Below are 17,275 nucleotides of genomic sequence, written 5' to 3'. Positions count from 1 at the left end.
GCTATTCGGCGGGGTTGACCAGCTTCGCGGCGGCCTGCTCGGCGATGGCCTCGACCAGCGCGGTGTCCGTGCCGGGGTCCGGCCGGACCTGGAGCACGGTGCCGTCGCGGCCGGGGACCTTGCGCTGGACGAACCACGCTCCCCCCGCGCCGATCTCCTGCCGGTGCCGCGACCGCACCGAGCCGTCGACGCGCAGGCGCACGTGGTGGGGCACCTTGCCCGGCGCCGGCAGCCGGAACCGCACCGGCGGCAGGTCGGCGAGCACGACGGCCGATCCCGCCGTGCCGGTCTCGGCCGATTCGGTCAGCGTGAAGACGCCGTCCGCCCACGCCGCCTTTCCGACGAGGTGCCAGCCGACGCGCCGCGTGCCGTCGCCGTCCGGGATCCACAGGCCGAGCGCCGTCACCACCAGGTGCCCACCGCCGTCGACCGGGGCGCTGTCGACGACGTCCTCGCCCGGGTCCAGCGTCCCGGGGAAACCGGCGGGCGTGCGGTCGCCCAGCAACCGGCGCAGGAAACGAACGCGGCTACCCATGACTCAGCCCCACGCGCCGGCGGCCGCCTGCTCGCCCAGCGACTTCTTGTACTGCTCCAGCGCAACGAGGTCGCCGAACAGCGCGCGGTAGTCGTCCGGGGCTTCGACCGGCGACAACCGCTGCAGCTTTCCCTTGATCTCCGCGATCTGCCGCCCGACGAGGCTCTCCTGCAGCCGCGCGAGGATCGACGAGATGTACCGGGAATCGACTTCGTCCTTGGCCTGCAAGGGTTCCACGGCCAGCTCGGAGAGCACCCGCCGGACCGTCCCTTCCGGACAGTGCGGGGCGGCCGCGTCCAGCAGCGCCGGACCGGTCAGGCCCGAACCCGCACCGCCCGCCTTGAGCACGGCTTCGTGCACCGCGACGTACACCGGGTGGGTGAACGCCTCCAGGGGCAGCGCGTCGTATTCCGGCCCGGCGATCGCGGGCTGCTGCAGCGCGGCCTTCAGCGCCTCGCGCTGCACGGCGAACCGCGGGTCCTTCGGAGCCGGACGGGCGACGTCGGCCTCCGGGGCCTTCACCTCGGGAGCGCCGACCCGCGCGGGCTGACGCAGGGGCGCGCCCCCGCGCTTGTCCGTCGCGCCCGCGCTGCCGCGGACGCGGTTGACGACCTGCGCGACGTCCTGCCAGCCGACCCACCAGGCGAGCTTCGACGCGTAGCCGTCCCGGGCCGCCCGGTCCTTGATCGACGCCACCATCGGCACGGTCTTCTGCAGGGCCGCGACCTGGCCGTCGACCGAGTCGAGGTCGTAGTTCTTCAGCGTGCTGCGGATGACGAACTCGAACAGCGGCGTCCGCCGCGCGACCAGGTCCTTCACCGCGCTGTCGCCCTTGGCCAGCCGCAGTTCGCAGGGGTCCATGCCGTCCGGCGCCACCGCGATGTACGTCTGGCCGGCGAACGTCTGGTCGCCCTCGAACGCCTTCAGGGCCGCCTTCTGGCCCGCTTCGTCGCCGTCGAAGGTGAAGATCACTTCGCCGCGGAAGGCGTCGTCGTCCATCATCAGCCGGCGAAGCACCTTCATGTGATCTTCGCCGAACGCCGTGCCCGACGAGGCCACCGCCGTCGGCACGCCCGCCGCGTGCATCGCCATCACGTCGGTGTAGCCCTCGACGACGACCACCTGGTGCCGCTTCGCGATCTCGCGCTTGGCCAGGTCGAGGCCGAACATGACCTGGGACTTCTTGTAGATCGGCGACTCGGCGGTGTTGAGGTACTTCGCCGAGATCCGGTCGTCGTCGAACAGCCGCCGCGCGCCGAAGCCGACGACCTCGTTGCCGACGTCGCGGATCGGCCAGACCAGCCGGCGGTGGAACCGGTCCATCGGGCCGCGCTGGCCCTCCTTGGACAGCCCCGCCGTGAGCAGTTCCTTGACCTCGAACCCGCGCGTGAGCAGGTGCTTGGTCAGCTTGTCCCAGCCGCCGGGGGCGTACCCGCAGCCGAACGTCTTCGCCATGGCGGCGTCGAACCCGCGCTCGGACAGGAAGTCCCGCGCCGGGCGCGCCTCGTCGGTGACCAGCTGCTCGGCGTAGAACTCCTGGGCCGCGCGGTGCGCCTCGATCAGCCGGCTGCGGCTGCCGCGGTCGCGCTGGATCGTCGCGCCGCCGCCCTCGTAGGTGAGCCGGAGGCCGACCCGGTCGGCCAGCCGCTCGACGGCTTCCACGAAGGTGATCAGGTCGATCTTCTGGACGAACTTGATCACGTCGCCGCCCTCGCCACAGCCGAAGCAGTGGAAGGTGCCGTGCGCCGGGCGGACGTTGAACGACGGGGTCTTCTCGTTGTGGAACGGGCAGAGCCCCTTCAGGCTGCCCCCACCGGCGCGGCGCAGGGCCACGTACTCCCCGACGACCTCGTCGATCCGGTTCCGCTCGCGCACCTCCGCGATGTCGCTCTCCCGAATCCGTCCTGCCACGCCGACCACTCTAGGCCTTCACCCCTGCACCCCATACGGCACACTCGGGACATGGCCTCCACGCCCACCGCCCAGGACACGCTCGCCGCGGAGTTCGCCGCGCACCGCAGTCACCTGATCGGGGTCGCCTACCGGCTGACCGGCACGCGCGCCGACGCCGAGGACGCGGTCCAGGAGTCCTGGCTGCGGCTGGCCGGCCTGGACGACGCGGGCCGCGCCGCGATCCGCGACCTGCGGGGCTGGCTGACCACGGTCGTCGGCCGGATCTGCCTCGACCGGCTGAAGTCGGCCGCCGCGCAGCGGGAGAGCTACGTCGGCAACTGGCTGCCGGAGCCGGTCGTCACGCCGTTCGGGCGGCCGGTGAGCGAGGACCCGCTGGACGTCGCGGTGCGCGACGACGGGCTGCGGATGGCCGCGCTCGTGGTCCTCGACAAACTGACGCCGGAGCAGCGCGTCGCGTTCGTGCTGCACGACGCCTTCTCGGTGCCGTTCGCGGAGATCGCGGACGCGCTCGGCGTCTCGGTCGAGGCCGCGCGCCAGCACGCGTCCCGGGGCCGCAAGGCCCTCGCCGACGCCGACCCGCCGCCGCGGGTGCCGCTGGACGACCAGGCGAAGATCCTGGAGAAGTTCGTCAGCGCGTTGCAGGCCGGGGACATCCGGGCGATGACCGAGCTGCTGGCCCCGGACGTCGTGCTCATCGGCGACTCGAACGGCAAGGGCCGCACCGCCCGCCAGCTCATCCTGGGCCCGGACAAGATCGCCCGGTTCTTCATCGGCCTCACCCGCAAGTACGCGCCCGGGATGGCCGAGCGAGGCCTGCCGGTGCTGGTCAACGGCGACCTGGGGATGTACCTGCCGCCGATGCCGGGTCGCGACGGCTTCCTCGCGCTCGACGAGCACGTGCAGTCGGTCAGCATCCGCGACGGCCGGATCGTGGCCATCTACGACGTCGTCAACCCGGACAAGCTGGCCGGGATCACGCGTCCCGGCGCCGGGCCTTCGTGATCCCGGCCGCGAGCAGAACCACGGCGAAGCCACCGAAGTAGGCCAACGCCCAGCCCGGACTGAGCGGAGAGTCCGACAGCACGGCGGCGTTGCCGCCGTCCCGGCCCGCGTTCGCCTCGCCGGCGCCGCTGAGGAACTTCGTGACGGCGTTCAGCGGCAGCCACCGGTGGATCGCCTGCCCCGCCCGCGGGATCAGCTGGACGACGTTCTCGGCCATCAGCGGGTAGGCGACGAGCAGCGCCACCGCGCCCGCGGTGTGGCGGACGAGCAGGCCCACGCCGACCCCGCACACCGCGGCCAGTGCGAACACCGGGCCGGTGCCGGCCACGATCGTCCAGTCGGCGGCGCTGTTCAGGGCGAGGTCGGCGTCCGGGGCGAGGACCCGCGCGACCAGCCAGGCCGTGAACGCGGCGGCTTCGCCGAGCAGGAAGGCGTACCCGGCGACGACCGCGGCCTTCGCGACCAGCGCCGGCGTCCGGCTCGGCACGGCCTGGAAGGTGCTGTGGATCGTGCCGGAGTGGTACTCGCCGGTCACCGCGAGCGCCGCCAGCAGAAGCACGGCGACCAGGCCGAGCTGGTAGCCGAACTGGGTACTCGCGACGGTGGGCGGCAGCCGGGACTCCGTCGCGGTCAGGGCGGTGAGCGCGGCCGGGGCGGCCAGCGCGACGAGCGCGAAGACGCCGCACACCCAGGGCGTGGCGATGCTGAAGAGCTTGATCCGTTCACTGGCGACGAGGTGCATGCGTGCACGGTCCCGCGGCGGACCCCGGCGGCGCGTCCCACCGGGGTCCGATCCCCGGCGTCCTACGGGAGCGGGACCCGGCACGCGTCCCCGGAGGTGAAGCCCTGGTCGGCGACGCCGAGCGCGCTGTTCATCCGGGCGCGGGAGTTCTCCAGCGCGATCTGGTAGGTCAGCTCGACGACGCCGTCGCGGCCGAACTCGCGCTCGAGCTCGGCGACCTGCTCGTCGGTCACCGTGACCCGGTCCGAGGACATCGCGTCGGCGTAGGCGATCGCGAGCCGCTCCTGGTGGCTGAAGGCGGGCGAAGTCGCGTAGTCGTCGATCTGCTTCAGCCGCTCGATGTCGAGACCGTCGTGCTTCTGCAGCATGGTGCCGAAGTCGACGCACCACGAGCAGCCGATCCGCGTCGCGACCCGGTAGACGGCGAGCTCCCGCACGTTCGGCGGCACCTTCTTCGACGCGCGCTCCACCAGCAGTTCGTGCGCGATGTTCGCCCGCAGCAGGCCGGGGTGGTGTGCGACGACGGCCATCGGCTCCGGCACCGCGCCGTAGCGGCGGCCGGCGATCCGGTAGAACAGCTTGAGGACCGGTCCCGCTTCGGCGGTCTTCTTCGCGGTGATGCGCGGCATTTCGGTCTCCTTCGACTCGGTTCTACGGGCTGGACGAGACGGCGTCCGTGGACGTGACACGCGGCGATGTGAGCCACGCCACCAGCATCGTCGCGGCCGCCGCCGCGAACACGACGGTCAGGCCCGGCGCGGTCAGCGCGCCGGTCGCGGCCAGCGCGAGCCAGCCGAACACCGCGGCCCCGGCGAGCCCGCCGGCCTGCCGGGCGAAGGTCAGCGACCCCAGGGTGACGCCCATCAGCTCGCGCGCCGCCCGGGTCTGGCCGAGCACGGTGTAGGCGGAGGTGCAGACGGCGAACGCGGCCCCGATCGCGAACAGTCCCGGGGCGAGGAGCCAGGGTGCGCCACCGAGGGCGGCCGCCGCGGCGATCGCGCCGAGCCCGGCGGTGCCGAGCAGGCAACCGAAGCGGCCCCACGCCGTCATCTCCGGGCGGCGGCGCGCCAGCGCGGCGAAGGAGGCGGAAAGGGTGAGCTGCCCGGCGGTCATCGCGACGAGCAGTACCCCGGTGCCCGCCGCGCCCGCGCCGAGGGCGGCGACCAGCGCGACGTAGGTGAACGTGCCGTAGAGGGCGGCGCCGGCGAGGCCGTTGACCACCACCGCGCGGGCCAGGACGGCGTCGGCGAACACCTTCGGTGCAATCAGCGGGCTCGGCGTGCGGCGCTGCCGCCGGACGAACAGCACCGCCGCCACCACCGCCGTGGCGAGCAACATCGGCGTCCACAGTGGACTGCGCGCGAGTGCGTCCACCGTGCCCAGCGCGACGACGGCGGCCCCCGCGACGGTCAGCAGCACACTGCCCGGTACGTCGAACTTCTCCTTCTCCCGGCGCGGTTTCCCGGGCAGCCCGCGCAGCCCGAGCACCAGGGCGGGCACGCTCAGGGGCAGGTTGGCCAGGAAGATCCACCGCCAGCCGGGGCCGGCCGCGAGCAGCCCGCCCAGCGGCGGCCCACCGAGGGTGGCGGCCGCGAAGACGGCCGTCTGCCAGCCTTGTCGGCGCAGCAGCTCGTCGCGGTCGAACAGTTCGCCGAGCGCGCTCATCGCCGTCACGATCAAGCCGCTGCCGCCCAGCCCCTGGAGGGCGCGGGCGGCGATCAGCGAGCCGATGCCGGGGGCGGCGGCACACCACGCGGAAGCCGCGGCGAACAGCACGACCGACCCGGCGAAGGCCAGCCGGCGGCCGTACAGGTCGCCGAGCCTGCCGTGCAGCGGCGTCGCGACGGTCAAGGTCAGCAGACCGGCGGCGGTCACCGCGACGAGCCCGGTGCGGGCGTGCAGATCGGCGCCGATCGAGGGCAGGGCGGCGGTGAGGACCAGGCCGTCCAGCTGGGCCATGGCCATGCCGAGCAGGAGCCCGGCGTAGGCGAGGTTCCGAGATGCGTGCATTAAGCACACGTTATAGCGTGTCTTATGCACACATCAAGCGAGGGCGGCCCGGCACTGTTCCGGCTGGTCCGGCACTGGGCGCGCCAGTGGGGACCGGACGTCGTCGAGCGCTTCGCCGCCGACGTCCCGGCGTCCTGGACGGTGCCGAACCTCTTCGTCCTCCAGGCGGTCGACGGCGCGGCCGGCGACGAGGTGACCGTCGCGGACGTGGCGCGCCAGCTGGGCATCGACCGTTCGGTGGCCAGCCGGATGGTCAGCGAAGCGGCGCGAGCGGGTTTCGTGGTGCGCTCGACGTCGACGCGCGACGCGCGACGCGCGGTGTTGACCCTCACCGACGCGGCGAAGGAATTCCTCGACGCTTCGCGGGCCCACCAGCGTCAGGCGTTCGAAGCGCTGGTGGGCCACTGGGCGGAGGAGGACCGCGAGCGGTTCGCCGGCTACCTGGGCCGGCTCGCGGACGAGGTCCTCGGCTAGCTTTCCGCCAGGATCACGTTCAGCGCTTCCCAGGCGTGCCAGGCCCGCGTGACGCCGAACTGGGCGTTGAACCGCAGCGCCGCGCGGACGTCCTCCGGCGCCGCGCCAGCCCGCAGCGCCCGGCCGACGTGCGTGCGGAACGTGTCGGCCAGGGTTTGGTAGTGGACGTCGACGCTGAGGCTGACCAGGCCGCGCTCGCGTTCGCTGAGCGTGCCCGGCCCGTGTCCGGCGCGCATCCGCGACTGCAGGTCGAAGTAGCCGGTGAAGTGCGGGTCCAGTTCGTTCAGGCGCGCCCGCACCGGGTCCGGCAGCGGGCTGGGTGCCGCGTCCGGCCCGGTCGACACCAGCTCCGGGGCCAGCGGTTCGGCGTCCGGACGGGCCAGGCCGAGCTCCGCCTCGAGCTCGGCGATCCGCTCGATACCCGCGGCCGCGGCGTGGTAGCCGCAGTCGTAGGAGACGAACCGCAGCAGCTCGCGGACGTCCGAAGTGGACACCCCGGCCGCCAGCCCGGTGCGCACGTGCGCCGCGAACGCCAGGCCCAGGCTCCCCTGGCAGACGTCGGCGGTCACGCACAGGAAGGTCTTCTCGCGGTCGGTCAGCTCGGAGATCGACCGGACGTACCCGGCGGTGGCCCCGACCATCTGGGCGAACACGGGGTCGAGCGCGGCCAGCCGATCGAGGTTGGACAGCGTGGAAGCGGTGGTCAAGGCAGGGCTCCCTCAATTGATGGACATGCGTAGCGCTACAGCTGTAGTGCAAATGACGCTACACCTGTAGCGCCAAGGGTGTCCAGCTACACTGGGCGACGATGGAAGAGACCAGACGCCGGCCGAACGCGCGCGGCCAGGGCGAACTGCTGCGCGAAGAAATCGTCACGGCCGCCGTCCGGATGCTCGACGAGCTCGCCGACGACGAGGCGCTGTCCCTGCGGGCGGTCGCACGTGCGGTGTCCATCGCAGCGACGTCGGTCTACCTGCACTTCCCGGACCGCGACGCGCTGGTCCTGGCGGCCATGCAGCGCTGCCACGAAGACCTCGTCGGCGCCGGCGACGAGGCCGCGGCGGCCGCCCCGGGCCCGGCGGCCGCGCTGCGCGCCCGGATCCTGACGCAGGCCGCGTGGGCGCAGGAGCACCCGGGGCTCTACAAGGTGCTGCACGAGAGCAAGGTCCACCGGCGGCACGGCATGCCGTTCAAGGAGGTCATGGTCGCCCGCACGACCGACGCGGTCCGGCGTTGCATGGACGCGGGCCTGGCCCCCGCCGACGACGCCGCGACCGTCGCGATCGACCTGCGGACCGCCGTCAACGGCATGCTGGCCCAGCGGATCAACGAGCCCGACCTGCCCTGGCCGCCCGTCGTCGAACAGCTCGACCGGTTCCTGGTCAAACTGGTCGGCCTGCGGCTCTGACCCGTGCCCCGCGAGGCCGGAAGCGCCGGCCACCGAGGTCGAAGCCGGGCTACTCCCCCGTGCGGCCGTCGATCGACTCGCGGACGAGGTCGGCGTGGCCGTTGTGCCGGGAGTACTCCTCGATCATGTGCACCAGGATCCAGCGCAGGCTCGGCGTGCTGCCGTCGCGTCGGGCGCGCTTGGCCCGCTGCGCCAGGTCGCCGTTCGCGAGCGATTCGGCCACCGCCACCCGTGAACGCTCGACGGCGTCCGCCCAGAGTGCGCGTAGCTGCTCCGGGGTGTCGTCCGCGGCGGAATCCCAGTCCCAGTCGGGCGTCGCGGCCCAGTCGACCGTGTCGAACGGCGCCATCCGCTCGCGACCGGACAGCACGTGGGAGAACCAGTTGTCCTCCACGTAGGCCAGGTGCTTGAGCAGCCCGCCGAGCGTCATCGTGGACGGCCGGACCGTCGCGCGCAGGCCCGCGGCGTCCAGGCCCGCGCACTTCCAGGCCAGCGTCGCGCGGTGGAAGTCGAGGAAACCGAGGAGGGTGGCGGTTTCGTCACCGTCGAGGGGTGGTTCGGGCCGGCCCTGTTCGTCCAAAGAGGTCACGGACACCGACTTTACTCACGCCGTCAGCGAGCGGACGTCCCAGATCCACACCCCGCCGACGAACTCCGCCGGCTTCCGCAGCAGCAGCTCCACAGTGGACTTCAGCGCTTCCTGGTTCTGGCGCGGCCCGACCACGAGCACGTCCGCGTTCCAGTACCGCAGGTCCGCGAGTGCCTGGGTCCGGTCCACCTCGGTGACCTCCGCCGCCTGACCGGTGCGCTCCACCAGTGCGAACAGGTCCGACGTCGGCCGGGGGACGGCGCCGTACCGGCCGCGGCGGTCGTCCGGGGACGTCGGGCCGACGAAGTACCCCTCCGGCATCGGGTAGCCGAGGCCCGCGTCCACCTGCCAGTGCAGCGGCTCGGCTTCCCCCGTGCTCGGCAGCGGCACCGGCACCAGGGAACCGCCGGGGGCGACGTACTGGCGCCAGATCCCGTCGGCGAAGAACGGCGGCGAGAGGGGGCGCTGGTGGGTCACCAGTTCCGTTGGCGCGATCGGGAGCAGCACCGCCACGACCGCGCCGATCCAGATCATCCGCAGCGGCAAGGCGGACTTGCCGTCGAGCGGCTGCGGCTGCTCCGCCGCCGCCGTCCAGACGCGGTGCGTCGCGATCGCCAGGAGCGCGCCCACCACCGGGATGCAGCCCATGGCGAGCCGGGATTCGAGCAGCGAGTCGAGCAGCGGCAGCTGGCCCAGCCACTTCCACGGGCCGGCGATGCCGGTGTCCTCGTGCGCCACCGTGATCTCGACGCCCAGCGAAAGGAACGCCATCACGTACATCGTGATCGCGAGCGCCCGCGACACGACGTCGCGCCACAGCCAGACCGTGAGCACCACCATGAGCACGATCAGCGGCCAGCCGAAGAACGCGTTCTCCTCGGTGCGGTTCATCGAGACGTCCGCGGCCGCTTCGGGCGCGCCGGCGATCGACTGCGTCGCGAAGCGGGTGAACGCCGCCGTGTCGTTGCCCGCCGGGCCGTGCAACAGCGAGTGGAAGCTCTGCGGGCCGAAGAACTGCCAGTACAACGGGAATCCGGCGATGAGCAGCGCGACCACCGCGCCGATGCCGATCCCCTTGCCCACCGGTGCCAGCATGCCGCGGATTTCCGCGCGGTGCGGGATCAGGTACGCGATCGCGAACACGAGGAAGGTGAGCGCGAAGATGGCAAGGGGTTCTTCGCCCAGCAGGATCTGCCACGCGACGAGCAGGCCGAGCACGATGCCGTTGCGCAGCGGGCGTTGATTGTGCGCGATCTGGATCGTCTTGAGCGCGATGAACGGCAGCACGAACAGCACGACGAAGTTGGGGTGCGCGTTGCCGTGCGAGATCATCGGGGGCGCGAAGCCGCAGAACGCGCCGCCGATCGCGGCCGCCGTCCGGTTCGGCACCAGGTGGCGCGAGAAGACCCAGTACCAGCCGATCGCGGTGCCGGCGAGGCCGGCGGTGAGCACGATCGCCCACGTCAGCGTCGCGCCGAAGGTCAGCGTGATCGGGGAGAGGGGGATGTTCAAGCCGAACATCGCCGCGTTCGCCGCCATGTTGACGCCGAGCGGGTAGTTCTGCAGGTCCGTGGTGAACGGGTTCTGGAAGTGGAGGACGGAGTTCGCGACGACCGTCGAGTACCACTCCCACTGGCTCTGGTCGGCCGCGCCGTTCCAGAGGTAGCCGCGCTTGAGGTCGAACCACAGCCCGTTGTAGAGCAGGATCGTGAACAGCAGGAACCCGCCGGCGATCGCGGAGTCCTGCCACGCCCAGCGCTTCGGTCCTTCGGGCGGTTCGGGAGCGGGCGGCACCAGCTCGGGGACGGCTTCGGACTTCAAGCTCACGGTTCGACCACCCTGGCGAGGAAGTAGAGCGCCCCGGTCCCGGCGTGCCGGACCAGCAGCAGGAACGGCCGGTCCACCGCGACGGCGACCGGGTCGTCGATCATCATCGAGGTGAGCCGCATCGTCAGCGCGGTGGCCGCGGCCCCCTCGAAGCCTTGTTCGTCGAGCCGCAGCACAGCCTGGTGCAGCACTTCGGACACGGTCAGCCGCGGATCCGGGGAGAGGCCGCTCAGATCGGCGTCGTCGGTGAACATCGTGCGGACGCCGAGGCCGCGCAGCACGCCGGTCAGCGAGCTGGGCACGTCGAGGGAAACCTTGGGAAGCGCGAGTTCCACGGGCTTGAAGCGGATTTCACCGAGCAGGTTCGTCAGTGACGCCTGGTCGAGCGCCGTCTCGGCTTCGGCGAGGTCGCCGTCGGGCAGCAGCACCACGGCCTGGAGGCCACCGGCCGCGGCCAGCTGCACCGCCTGCCAGCCGCCGGCGTGCGCGTAGCCGACGTTCTCGCTGAGCCACATGGTCGGCACGTCCCGGGAGCCGGACGGGGCGTGGAACGGCGCGTCGGTGGTGTTGGCCTCGCGGAACGGCAGTTTCCACGCGGCCTTCAGGTACAGCGCGTTGACCAGCACGGCAGCGACGTCGGAGTCGATCGAGCCGGGCGGCAGCAGCTGCGGGATCAGCCCACGCGTGGTGCGGCCGACGTCGTCGTTGATCAGCGCGCGGGCGGCTTCGGGCTCCTTTTCGAACGGCGCGCTCGCGACGGCGGCCCCGGGCCACTCGGCGAGTTCGGCCTTGAAGGAGTCCTCGAGCGGCAGCCGGTCGTCCGCCCACAGCGTGTTGGCGACGGCCAGCTCGGGCTGTTCCTTGCTCTGCGCCTCTTCGACGAGCTGGGCCGCGTCCCGCAGCAGTGTGGTCTGCTCACCCGGGTCCCCGAGCAGGGCGACCAGCTCGTCCCGGGTACGTCCCCGGGCGGCGCGCGCGGCGAGAGTCAGCGCACTGGCCACCGAATACGGCGAAAAGCAGGTGTTCCCGCCCCCGGCACCGAGGGCCGAGTGGACGGAAAGGGCGAACCGGAGGTGGCTGTCCGTGGCCATGCGGGCGAGAGTACCGGAACGGCAACCCCCATCGCTGGGCCACGCGCAACTCCCCCCACGGGTGACAAATCCCCCACCCCCGTGTACCCCGCCGGTCAGCGGTGCAGGCGGGTGACGTGCCAGGAGTACCAGGCGTGGGCTTGGGCGTCGGTGAGCGAAGCGACCTGGTCGACCACCACCCGGAGCAGGCCGGCGTCGTCCTCGGCCGCGTTCCAGGCCGGGACGAACAGCGGGTCGAGCGACTCCGGGGCTCGCCGCGCGAGCGCGTGCACCAGCTCCGCCAGCAGCTCCCTCTGGCCCTCCTGCATCGCCAGGCGCCGCCGGTCGCTCATCACGTACCGCAGGGCCAGCGCCTTCAGCAGCGCCACCTCCGCCGCCACCTGCTCCGGGACGCACAGGCGCGCCCGGTAGCGCGCCAGCGGCCCCTCGCCGAACTTCTCGCGCGTGCCGGTGACCGCCGCGGTCGTGAAGCGGCCGACCAGTTCGCTCGTCAGCCGCTTGAGGGCGACCTGGGCGCCCGGCGAACCGTCCGGCTCGGCCGACACCAACGCCGCCACCACCGGCAGTGCCAGCAGTTCCGCGGCCGCATCCTCCAAAGTGGACACCGATTGGCTCGAAAAGTGCTTGGCGGCGGCCTCGGCGACGGCCGCGCGTTCGTCCGGGTGGGCGAGCACGCGCAGCTTGATCCGGCCCGCCAGCACCCCGTCCTCGACGTCGTGCACCGAGTACGCGACGTCGTCGGCCCAGTCCATGATCTGGGCCTCCAGGCAGGTCCGCTCCGCCGGGACGCCTTCGCGGAACCACTCGAACACCGGGACGTCGTCGCCGTACACGCCGTACTTGACCTGCCCGGGTTTGCGCGGCCACGGGTACTTCGTGGTCGCGTCCAGGCACGCGCGGGTCAGGTTGAGCCCCGCCGGGTCGCCGCCGGCGGAGAGGAGCTTGGGCTCCAGCCGGGTGAGGATGCGCAACGTCTGCGCGTTGCCCTCGAAACCGCCGCACGCCGCGGCCACCTCGTCGAGCGCGCGCTCGCCGTTGTGCCCGAACGGCGGGTGGCCGATGTCGTGCGCCAGCCCCGCGGTGTCCACCAGGTCCGGGTCGGCGCCGAGCTCCTCGGCGATGCCGCGGCCGATCTGGGCGACCTCCAGCGAGTGCGTCAGCCGGGTGCGCGGGACGCCGGTGACCTCGGCGCCCTCCCCCGGCCCGACCACCTGGGTCTTGCCGGCGAGCCGCCGCAGCGCGGCGGAGTGCAGCACCCGGGCCCGGTCGTGGGAGAACGCGCTGCGCCCGTCCGCCCGCGCGCCGGGCAGCGCGGCGCCCTTGGCCGGCTCCGGCAGCAGGCGGGCGGTGTCGTGCTCGGTGTAACCGTCGTTCACCTGGCCAGCTTAAGCGGGCGGCCCGACAAAACCTCAGCCCAGGAAGGTGGCGAACAGGTCGTCGGCCGGGGTCTTCGTCAGCCGGTAGTACAGCAGCGCGCCGGTCTCGCGGACGATGTACCGCACCTGGGTGACGCGCTCCTGGACGATCGGCCCGCTGTGCGTCGGCGCGGTCCAGGCCTCCAGGCCCAGGTCGCCGGCCATGGTCCGGGCGCGGAAGGAGTGCCACGGGTCGCTGACCAGCACCGCCGTCCGCCAGCCGCGGGCCTCGACCTGCTGGGCGACCGCGCGCAGGCTCCGCAGCGTGTCGCTGCCTTCGCCGACGGCGAGCGTCGCCGACGCCGGCACGCCGCGCCGGGTCAGCCAGAGCTGGCCGGCCCTGGCCTCGGTGAAGTTGTCCTCGGCCTTCTTGCCGCCCGCGGTGACGATCGTCTTCGCGACGCCCGCGTCGTAGAGCTGCTTGGCCTTCTCCAGCCGGGCGGCGTAGATGTCCGACGGCTTGCCGTTGTACTGGGCCGCGCCCAGCACCACGATGATGTCGGCGGGGGTCCGGTCGTTCTCGCGGGCGACCTGCCACACCCGGAACGCCGTGCCGCCGACCAGCGCCAGCAGCACGAGGGCCGTGCCGAAGGCGATCCGGCGCGCCCAGCTCGCGGGCGACGGTTTGGTGCGTTCAGCGGTACCCACCCGCCCATCTTGTCAGAAGGCCGCGGACCGCTCAGAGCCAGCCGCGCTCCTCCGAGACCCGGACCGCTTCGGCCCGCGTCCGGGCCCCGGTCTTGCCGATCGCGGCGGACAGGTGGTTGCGGACGGTGCCCTCCGACAGGTGCAGCGCGCGGGCCACGTCGGCCACCGTGCTGCCGTCCTTGGCTTCCCGCAACACGTCGCGCTCCCGCCCGGTGAGCGGGCTGGCGCCGGTGGCGAGCGACTCCGCGGCCAGCGCCGGATCCACCACGCGGAGTCCGCTGTGGACTCGGCGGACGGCTTCGACGAGCTGCTCCGGTGGAGCGTCCTTGACGATGAACCCGGCCGCGCCCGCCGCCATCGCGCGGGCGAGGTAACCGGGACGGCCGAACGTCGTGCAGATGATCACCCGGCACGACGGGAGCGCGGCCCGCAGGTCGGCCGCGGCCTCGAGGCCGTCCTTGCCCGGCATCTGGACGTCCAGCAGGGCGACGTCCGGCCGGGCCTCGCGCGCGGCGGCCACCACCTCGTCGCCGGAGCCGACCTGCCCGACCACTTCGATGTCGTTCTCGAGGCCCAGCACGGTGGCCAGAGCCCCGCGAACCATGGCCTGGTCGTCGGCCAGCAGCACCCGGATCAAGCGAGTCCTCCCGCGGGTTCGGTGCGCACGGCCGGGGTGGCCGGGCTCGGTTCGGGCAGCGGGACCTCCGCCCGCACGACCAATCCTCCCCCGGGCCGGGCCGACGTCCGCACCGTGCCCCCGACCGCGGCCAGCCGCTCGGAGAGCCCGCGCAGGCCGTTGCCCGCGACGACCTCGGTGGCGGTGCCGTCGTCCTCGATCTCCAGCCAGGTGTCGCCGAGCTTCACCTTGACCCGCTTGGCCCCGGAGTGCCGCAGCACGTTCGTCACGGTCTCCCGCAGCACGTAGCCGAAGGTCGGCTGGAACTCGGGCCGGACGTTGTCGACGGCGTGCGGCAGGTCGGCGTCGATCTCCGCCGCCCGCAGCGCCGCCCGAGCGCCGACGAGCTCCGCCGACAGCGACACCTCGCGGTTGGCCGACACGGTCGCGCGGACGTCGGAGAGCGCGCTGCGGGTGAGGGCCTCGACCTCGCGGATCTCCTCCACCGCGCGCGGGATGTCGCCGGCGCTCTCCAGCACCCGCCGGGCCAGCCCCGCCTTGACCGTGATCGTGGTGAGGCTGTGCCCGAGCAGGTCGTGCAGGTCGCGGGCCAGGCGTTCCCGCTCGTTCGCCACGGCCAGCGTGGCGATCTCCTCGTTCGCGCGTTCCAGCCGCCGGACCGCGCGGACGAGGTTGCCCATGAAGAACATCGCCAGGGTGATCGAGGCGACCGTGATCAGGTCGCCGTAGTCCGCGAGGAACCGGCCTTGCGCCAGCAGGATCACCGCGCCGACGGCCAGCGTGGCCAGGTCGACGATCACCGACCAGGCCGCCGGGACCAGGAACACCAGCACCGCCGTGCCGTAAAGCAGGACGAACGCGCTGCCGCCGGCCACCGCGAGCGAGGCGAGCCCCAGGACGTTCATCGTGATCCCGAAGGCCAGCTTCACCCGGCGTTCCAGGCGGAAGAAGAACGGGAACACCGCGTAGCACGCGGAGTAGGCGTAGACGAGAACGGCGGTGAGCACGAGCCCGGGGGTGACCGCGGACTCGGCCAGCAACGAGCGCGTGACCGGGATGAGGAACGGCAGCAGGAAGACCACCGACATGATCGGCCAGCGCGGGCCACCCGGTCCGCGGTTGCGGGCGTCGGGCAGCGGGTCTTCCCACCACGATTCCTTGTTGTCCAGCCCGAACCTGCGTTTTCCGGACTCCGCCATCGCCGTCCCCTCCGGCCCTCAGACGCGGGCGCTGTCTTTACGGTAACGCCTGATCACCAGCGCCCCGAGCACCACCGTCCACGCACCGAGCACACCCACGGCTTGGGGCAGCGAGACCACCATGTCGCTGGTCACCGCGGGCCGCGCCACCTGCAGCACCCAGTACGTCGGCATGATCTGGGCGACGTCGTGCATCCAGCCCGGCATCGACTCGATCGGGATCCATAGCCCGCCCAGGAACCCCATGCCGAGCGTGACGATCATGTTGATCGGCTGCATCGAATCCGGCGTGCCGAACTGGCCCAGCAGCAACCCGAGCAGCACCAGCGGGATCGTGCCGAGCCAGATGCCGGCGAAGATGCGCACCCAGCCGCTCGCGTCGACGTGCACCCCCTCGGCCAGCACGCCGAGCACCGGCACCAGCACCAGCGCGGGCAGCCCGACCAGCATGCCCGACAGGCCCTTGCCCGCCAGGTACCCCGAGCCGGTCAGCGGGGTCAGGCGCAGCTGCCGCTGCCAGCCCACGGCCCGCTCCAGGGCGAGCCGCGCCCCGCTGTTGGTCGCCGCGGCGAAGACGCCGAACGTCATCATGTTGACCATGATCACGGCGGCGATCTTCGCGTGGTCCGGGTCGCTCGTCTTGGTGAAGACGTTGGCCTGCAAGAGGAACATCAGCACCGGGAACGCGACGACGAAGATCAGGAACCGCGGCGCCCGGAAGTTCCGGCGGATCTCGGTGACCAGGTAGGTGGCGTTCATCGCACGGACTCCGCGGGCTCGTCGGCGGTCAGGGACAGGAAGGCGCCTTCGAGGCCGACGGCGCCGATCTCGACGTCGTGCACGCCCGGCACCGCGGCCTTGAGCGCCCACAGCGTGGCGTCGGAGTCGGCGCTGGAGATCGCGACGCGGTCGCCACGCAGCTCGAACTCCTTGACGCCGGGCAGCGCGGCGATGACCGCGTCGGTGGCGCCCGGGACAGCGGCACGCAGGGTGCGGCCGCCGGCCAGCGCGCGGACCTCGGCGACGCTCCCGTCGGCGACGATCCGGCCGCGGCGCATCAGCACCACCCGGTCGGCGAACTCTTCGGCCTCTTCGAGGTAATGCGTGGCGAACAGGACCGTGCGGCCGGACTCGGTGAACGAGTACATCGACCGCCAGAACTCACGCCGGGTGCCGACGTCCATCGCCGCGGTCGGCTCGTCGAGGATGAGCAAGTCGGGGTTGCTGACCAGCGCGACGGCGAAGCGCACGCGCTGCTTCTGCCCGCCGGAGAGCTTGTTGGCACGGCGGCCGGCCAGCTCCTCGACGCCGGCGGCACGCAGGGCCTCGGCCACCGGCATCGGCCTGCGGTGCAGGGCCGCGACCATGCCGACGGTTTCCCCGACGGTCAGGTCGTCCATCAGGGCGCCGCCCTGCAGCATCGCGCCGATCAGGCCGGCGCGGACGGCGTCGATCGGCTTGCGCCCGAACACGCGCACTTCGCCGTCGCCGGGATGGGTCAGGCCGAGGATCATGTCGACGGTGGTGGACTTGCCCGCGCCGTTCGGGCCGAGCAGGGCGACCACCTCGCCCGGGGCGATCGTCAGGTCGACGCCGTCGACCGCGTGGACTTCGCCGTAGTGCTTCCGCAGGCCGGTGAGGTGGATCGCGGCCCCCGCCGCCACCGCCTGGCTGTCTGTTTCTCGCATGCCCCCAGGCTGCCGCCCGGACGGCCCCGCTCCCCAGACCGTGCGTCACGACTTGGCCGTGACAGCTGTCAGGGGTACCGGGGCCGAAAGCCGGGG

Annotated in this window: 18 protein-coding genes; 3 read left to right on the top strand and 15 right to left on the bottom strand. The window is 72.6% G+C overall.

The genetic code is table 11. The features are described from left to right. Position 1 precedes the first annotated feature (1 nt). Both AB0M80_RS15490 and dnaG read right to left on the bottom strand, forming a co-directional pair. A complete protein-coding gene (locus AB0M80_RS15490; protein WP_364564350.1) occupies positions 2–535 on the bottom strand; it encodes a hypothetical protein in 534 nt (177 codons plus the stop codon). Between the two features lie 3 nt (positions 536–538). Beyond that, positions 539–2,455: a DNA primase gene (gene dnaG, locus AB0M80_RS15485; protein WP_364564347.1), complete on the bottom strand. Its 1,917-nt coding sequence runs from the start codon at positions 2,453–2,455 to the stop codon at positions 539–541. 42 nt (positions 2,456–2,497) lie between these two features. On the opposite strand from dnaG, the gene AB0M80_RS15480 reads away from it, so the two are divergent. Continuing rightward, positions 2,498–3,451 (top strand): sigma-70 family RNA polymerase sigma factor, encoded by a 954-nt coding sequence (locus AB0M80_RS15480; protein WP_364564344.1) that lies wholly within the window; start codon positions 2,498–2,500, stop codon positions 3,449–3,451. On the opposite strand, the gene AB0M80_RS15475 is transcribed toward AB0M80_RS15480, so the two are convergent. From AB0M80_RS15475 to AB0M80_RS15465, 3 genes are all read right to left on the bottom strand, one after another. After that, positions 3,423–4,193 carry a hypothetical protein gene (locus tag AB0M80_RS15475; RefSeq protein WP_364564342.1) on the bottom strand — a complete coding sequence of 257 codons (771 nt, stop codon included), beginning with the start codon at positions 4,191–4,193 and terminating at the stop codon, positions 3,423–3,425. The genes AB0M80_RS15480 and AB0M80_RS15475 overlap by 29 nt on opposite strands. A 62-nt stretch (positions 4,194–4,255) precedes the next feature. Then, positions 4,256–4,822 (bottom strand): carboxymuconolactone decarboxylase family protein, encoded by a 567-nt coding sequence (locus AB0M80_RS15470; RefSeq protein ID WP_364564339.1) that lies wholly within the window; start codon positions 4,820–4,822, stop codon positions 4,256–4,258. A 22-nt stretch (positions 4,823–4,844) separates the two neighbouring features. Further along, positions 4,845–6,203, bottom strand: a complete 1,359-nt coding sequence (locus AB0M80_RS15465; protein WP_364564337.1) for an MFS transporter — start codon at positions 6,201–6,203, stop codon at positions 4,845–4,847. A 24-nt stretch (positions 6,204–6,227) separates the two neighbouring features. On the opposite strand from AB0M80_RS15465, the gene AB0M80_RS15460 reads away from it, so the two are divergent. Next, entirely contained in the window at positions 6,228–6,677 is a 450-nt protein-coding gene (locus AB0M80_RS15460) for a MarR family winged helix-turn-helix transcriptional regulator (protein WP_364564335.1), read from the top strand. On the opposite strand, the gene AB0M80_RS15455 is transcribed toward AB0M80_RS15460, so the two are convergent. Further along, on the bottom strand, positions 6,674–7,384 hold the full coding sequence (locus AB0M80_RS15455; RefSeq protein WP_364564333.1) for a carboxymuconolactone decarboxylase family protein: 711 nt from the start codon (positions 7,382–7,384) through the stop codon (positions 6,674–6,676). The genes AB0M80_RS15460 and AB0M80_RS15455 overlap by 4 nt on opposite strands. Before the next feature lie 101 nt (positions 7,385–7,485). Here AB0M80_RS15455 and AB0M80_RS15450 point away from each other — a divergent pair, with 101 nt between their 5' ends. Then, on the top strand, positions 7,486–8,085 hold the full coding sequence (locus tag AB0M80_RS15450; protein WP_364564330.1) for a TetR/AcrR family transcriptional regulator: 600 nt from the start codon (positions 7,486–7,488) through the stop codon (positions 8,083–8,085). A gap of 49 nt (positions 8,086–8,134) precedes the next feature. On the opposite strand, the gene AB0M80_RS15445 is transcribed toward AB0M80_RS15450, so the two are convergent. The 9 genes from AB0M80_RS15445 to AB0M80_RS15405 form a co-directional block, all read right to left on the bottom strand. Continuing rightward, positions 8,135–8,674, bottom strand: a complete 540-nt coding sequence (locus tag AB0M80_RS15445) for a DinB family protein (protein ID WP_364564328.1) — start codon at positions 8,672–8,674, stop codon at positions 8,135–8,137. A gap of 15 nt (positions 8,675–8,689) precedes the next feature. Further along, complete coding sequence (locus AB0M80_RS15440) at positions 8,690–10,495, bottom strand: glycosyl transferase (protein WP_364564780.1); 1,806 nt, start codon at positions 10,493–10,495, stop codon at positions 8,690–8,692. A gap of 2 nt (positions 10,496–10,497) precedes the next feature. Then, on the bottom strand, positions 10,498–11,592 hold the full coding sequence (locus AB0M80_RS15435; protein ID WP_364564325.1) for a serpin family protein: 1,095 nt from the start codon (positions 11,590–11,592) through the stop codon (positions 10,498–10,500). Between the two features lie 95 nt (positions 11,593–11,687). Next, positions 11,688–12,968 carry a deoxyguanosinetriphosphate triphosphohydrolase gene (locus tag AB0M80_RS15430; protein ID WP_364564323.1) on the bottom strand — a complete coding sequence of 427 codons (1,281 nt, stop codon included), beginning with the start codon at positions 12,966–12,968 and terminating at the stop codon, positions 11,688–11,690. 33 nt (positions 12,969–13,001) lie between these two features. Next, a complete protein-coding gene (locus tag AB0M80_RS15425; RefSeq protein WP_364564321.1) occupies positions 13,002–13,655 on the bottom strand; it encodes a YdcF family protein in 654 nt (217 codons plus the stop codon). 31 nt (positions 13,656–13,686) lie between these two features. Then, positions 13,687–14,292 (bottom strand): response regulator transcription factor, encoded by a 606-nt coding sequence (locus tag AB0M80_RS15420; RefSeq protein ID WP_364564318.1) that lies wholly within the window; start codon positions 14,290–14,292, stop codon positions 13,687–13,689. Beyond that, positions 14,289–15,491 (bottom strand): sensor histidine kinase, encoded by a 1,203-nt coding sequence (locus AB0M80_RS15415; RefSeq protein WP_364564316.1) that lies wholly within the window; start codon positions 15,489–15,491, stop codon positions 14,289–14,291. The genes AB0M80_RS15420 and AB0M80_RS15415 overlap by 4 nt, the downstream gene beginning before the upstream one ends. Before the next feature lie 18 nt (positions 15,492–15,509). After that, positions 15,510–16,250: an ABC transporter permease gene (locus tag AB0M80_RS15410; protein ID WP_364564313.1), complete on the bottom strand. Its 741-nt coding sequence runs from the start codon at positions 16,248–16,250 to the stop codon at positions 15,510–15,512. Then, the gene (locus tag AB0M80_RS15405; protein WP_364564310.1) at positions 16,247–17,179 is read right to left on the bottom strand and encodes an ABC transporter ATP-binding protein; all 933 of its coding nucleotides are present in this window, start codon (positions 17,177–17,179) and stop codon (positions 16,247–16,249) included. Before AB0M80_RS15405 ends, AB0M80_RS15410 begins: the two co-directional genes overlap by 4 nt. Positions 17,180–17,275 lie beyond the last annotated feature (96 nt).

This window comes from Amycolatopsis sp. NPDC051045 (assembly GCF_040682955.1).
In the GTDB taxonomy this organism is placed as follows: Bacteria; Actinomycetota; Actinomycetes; order Mycobacteriales; family Pseudonocardiaceae; genus Amycolatopsis.
Note: the sequence above shows the minus strand (reverse complement) of the source record. Positions and strands in the feature narration are given on the sequence as shown.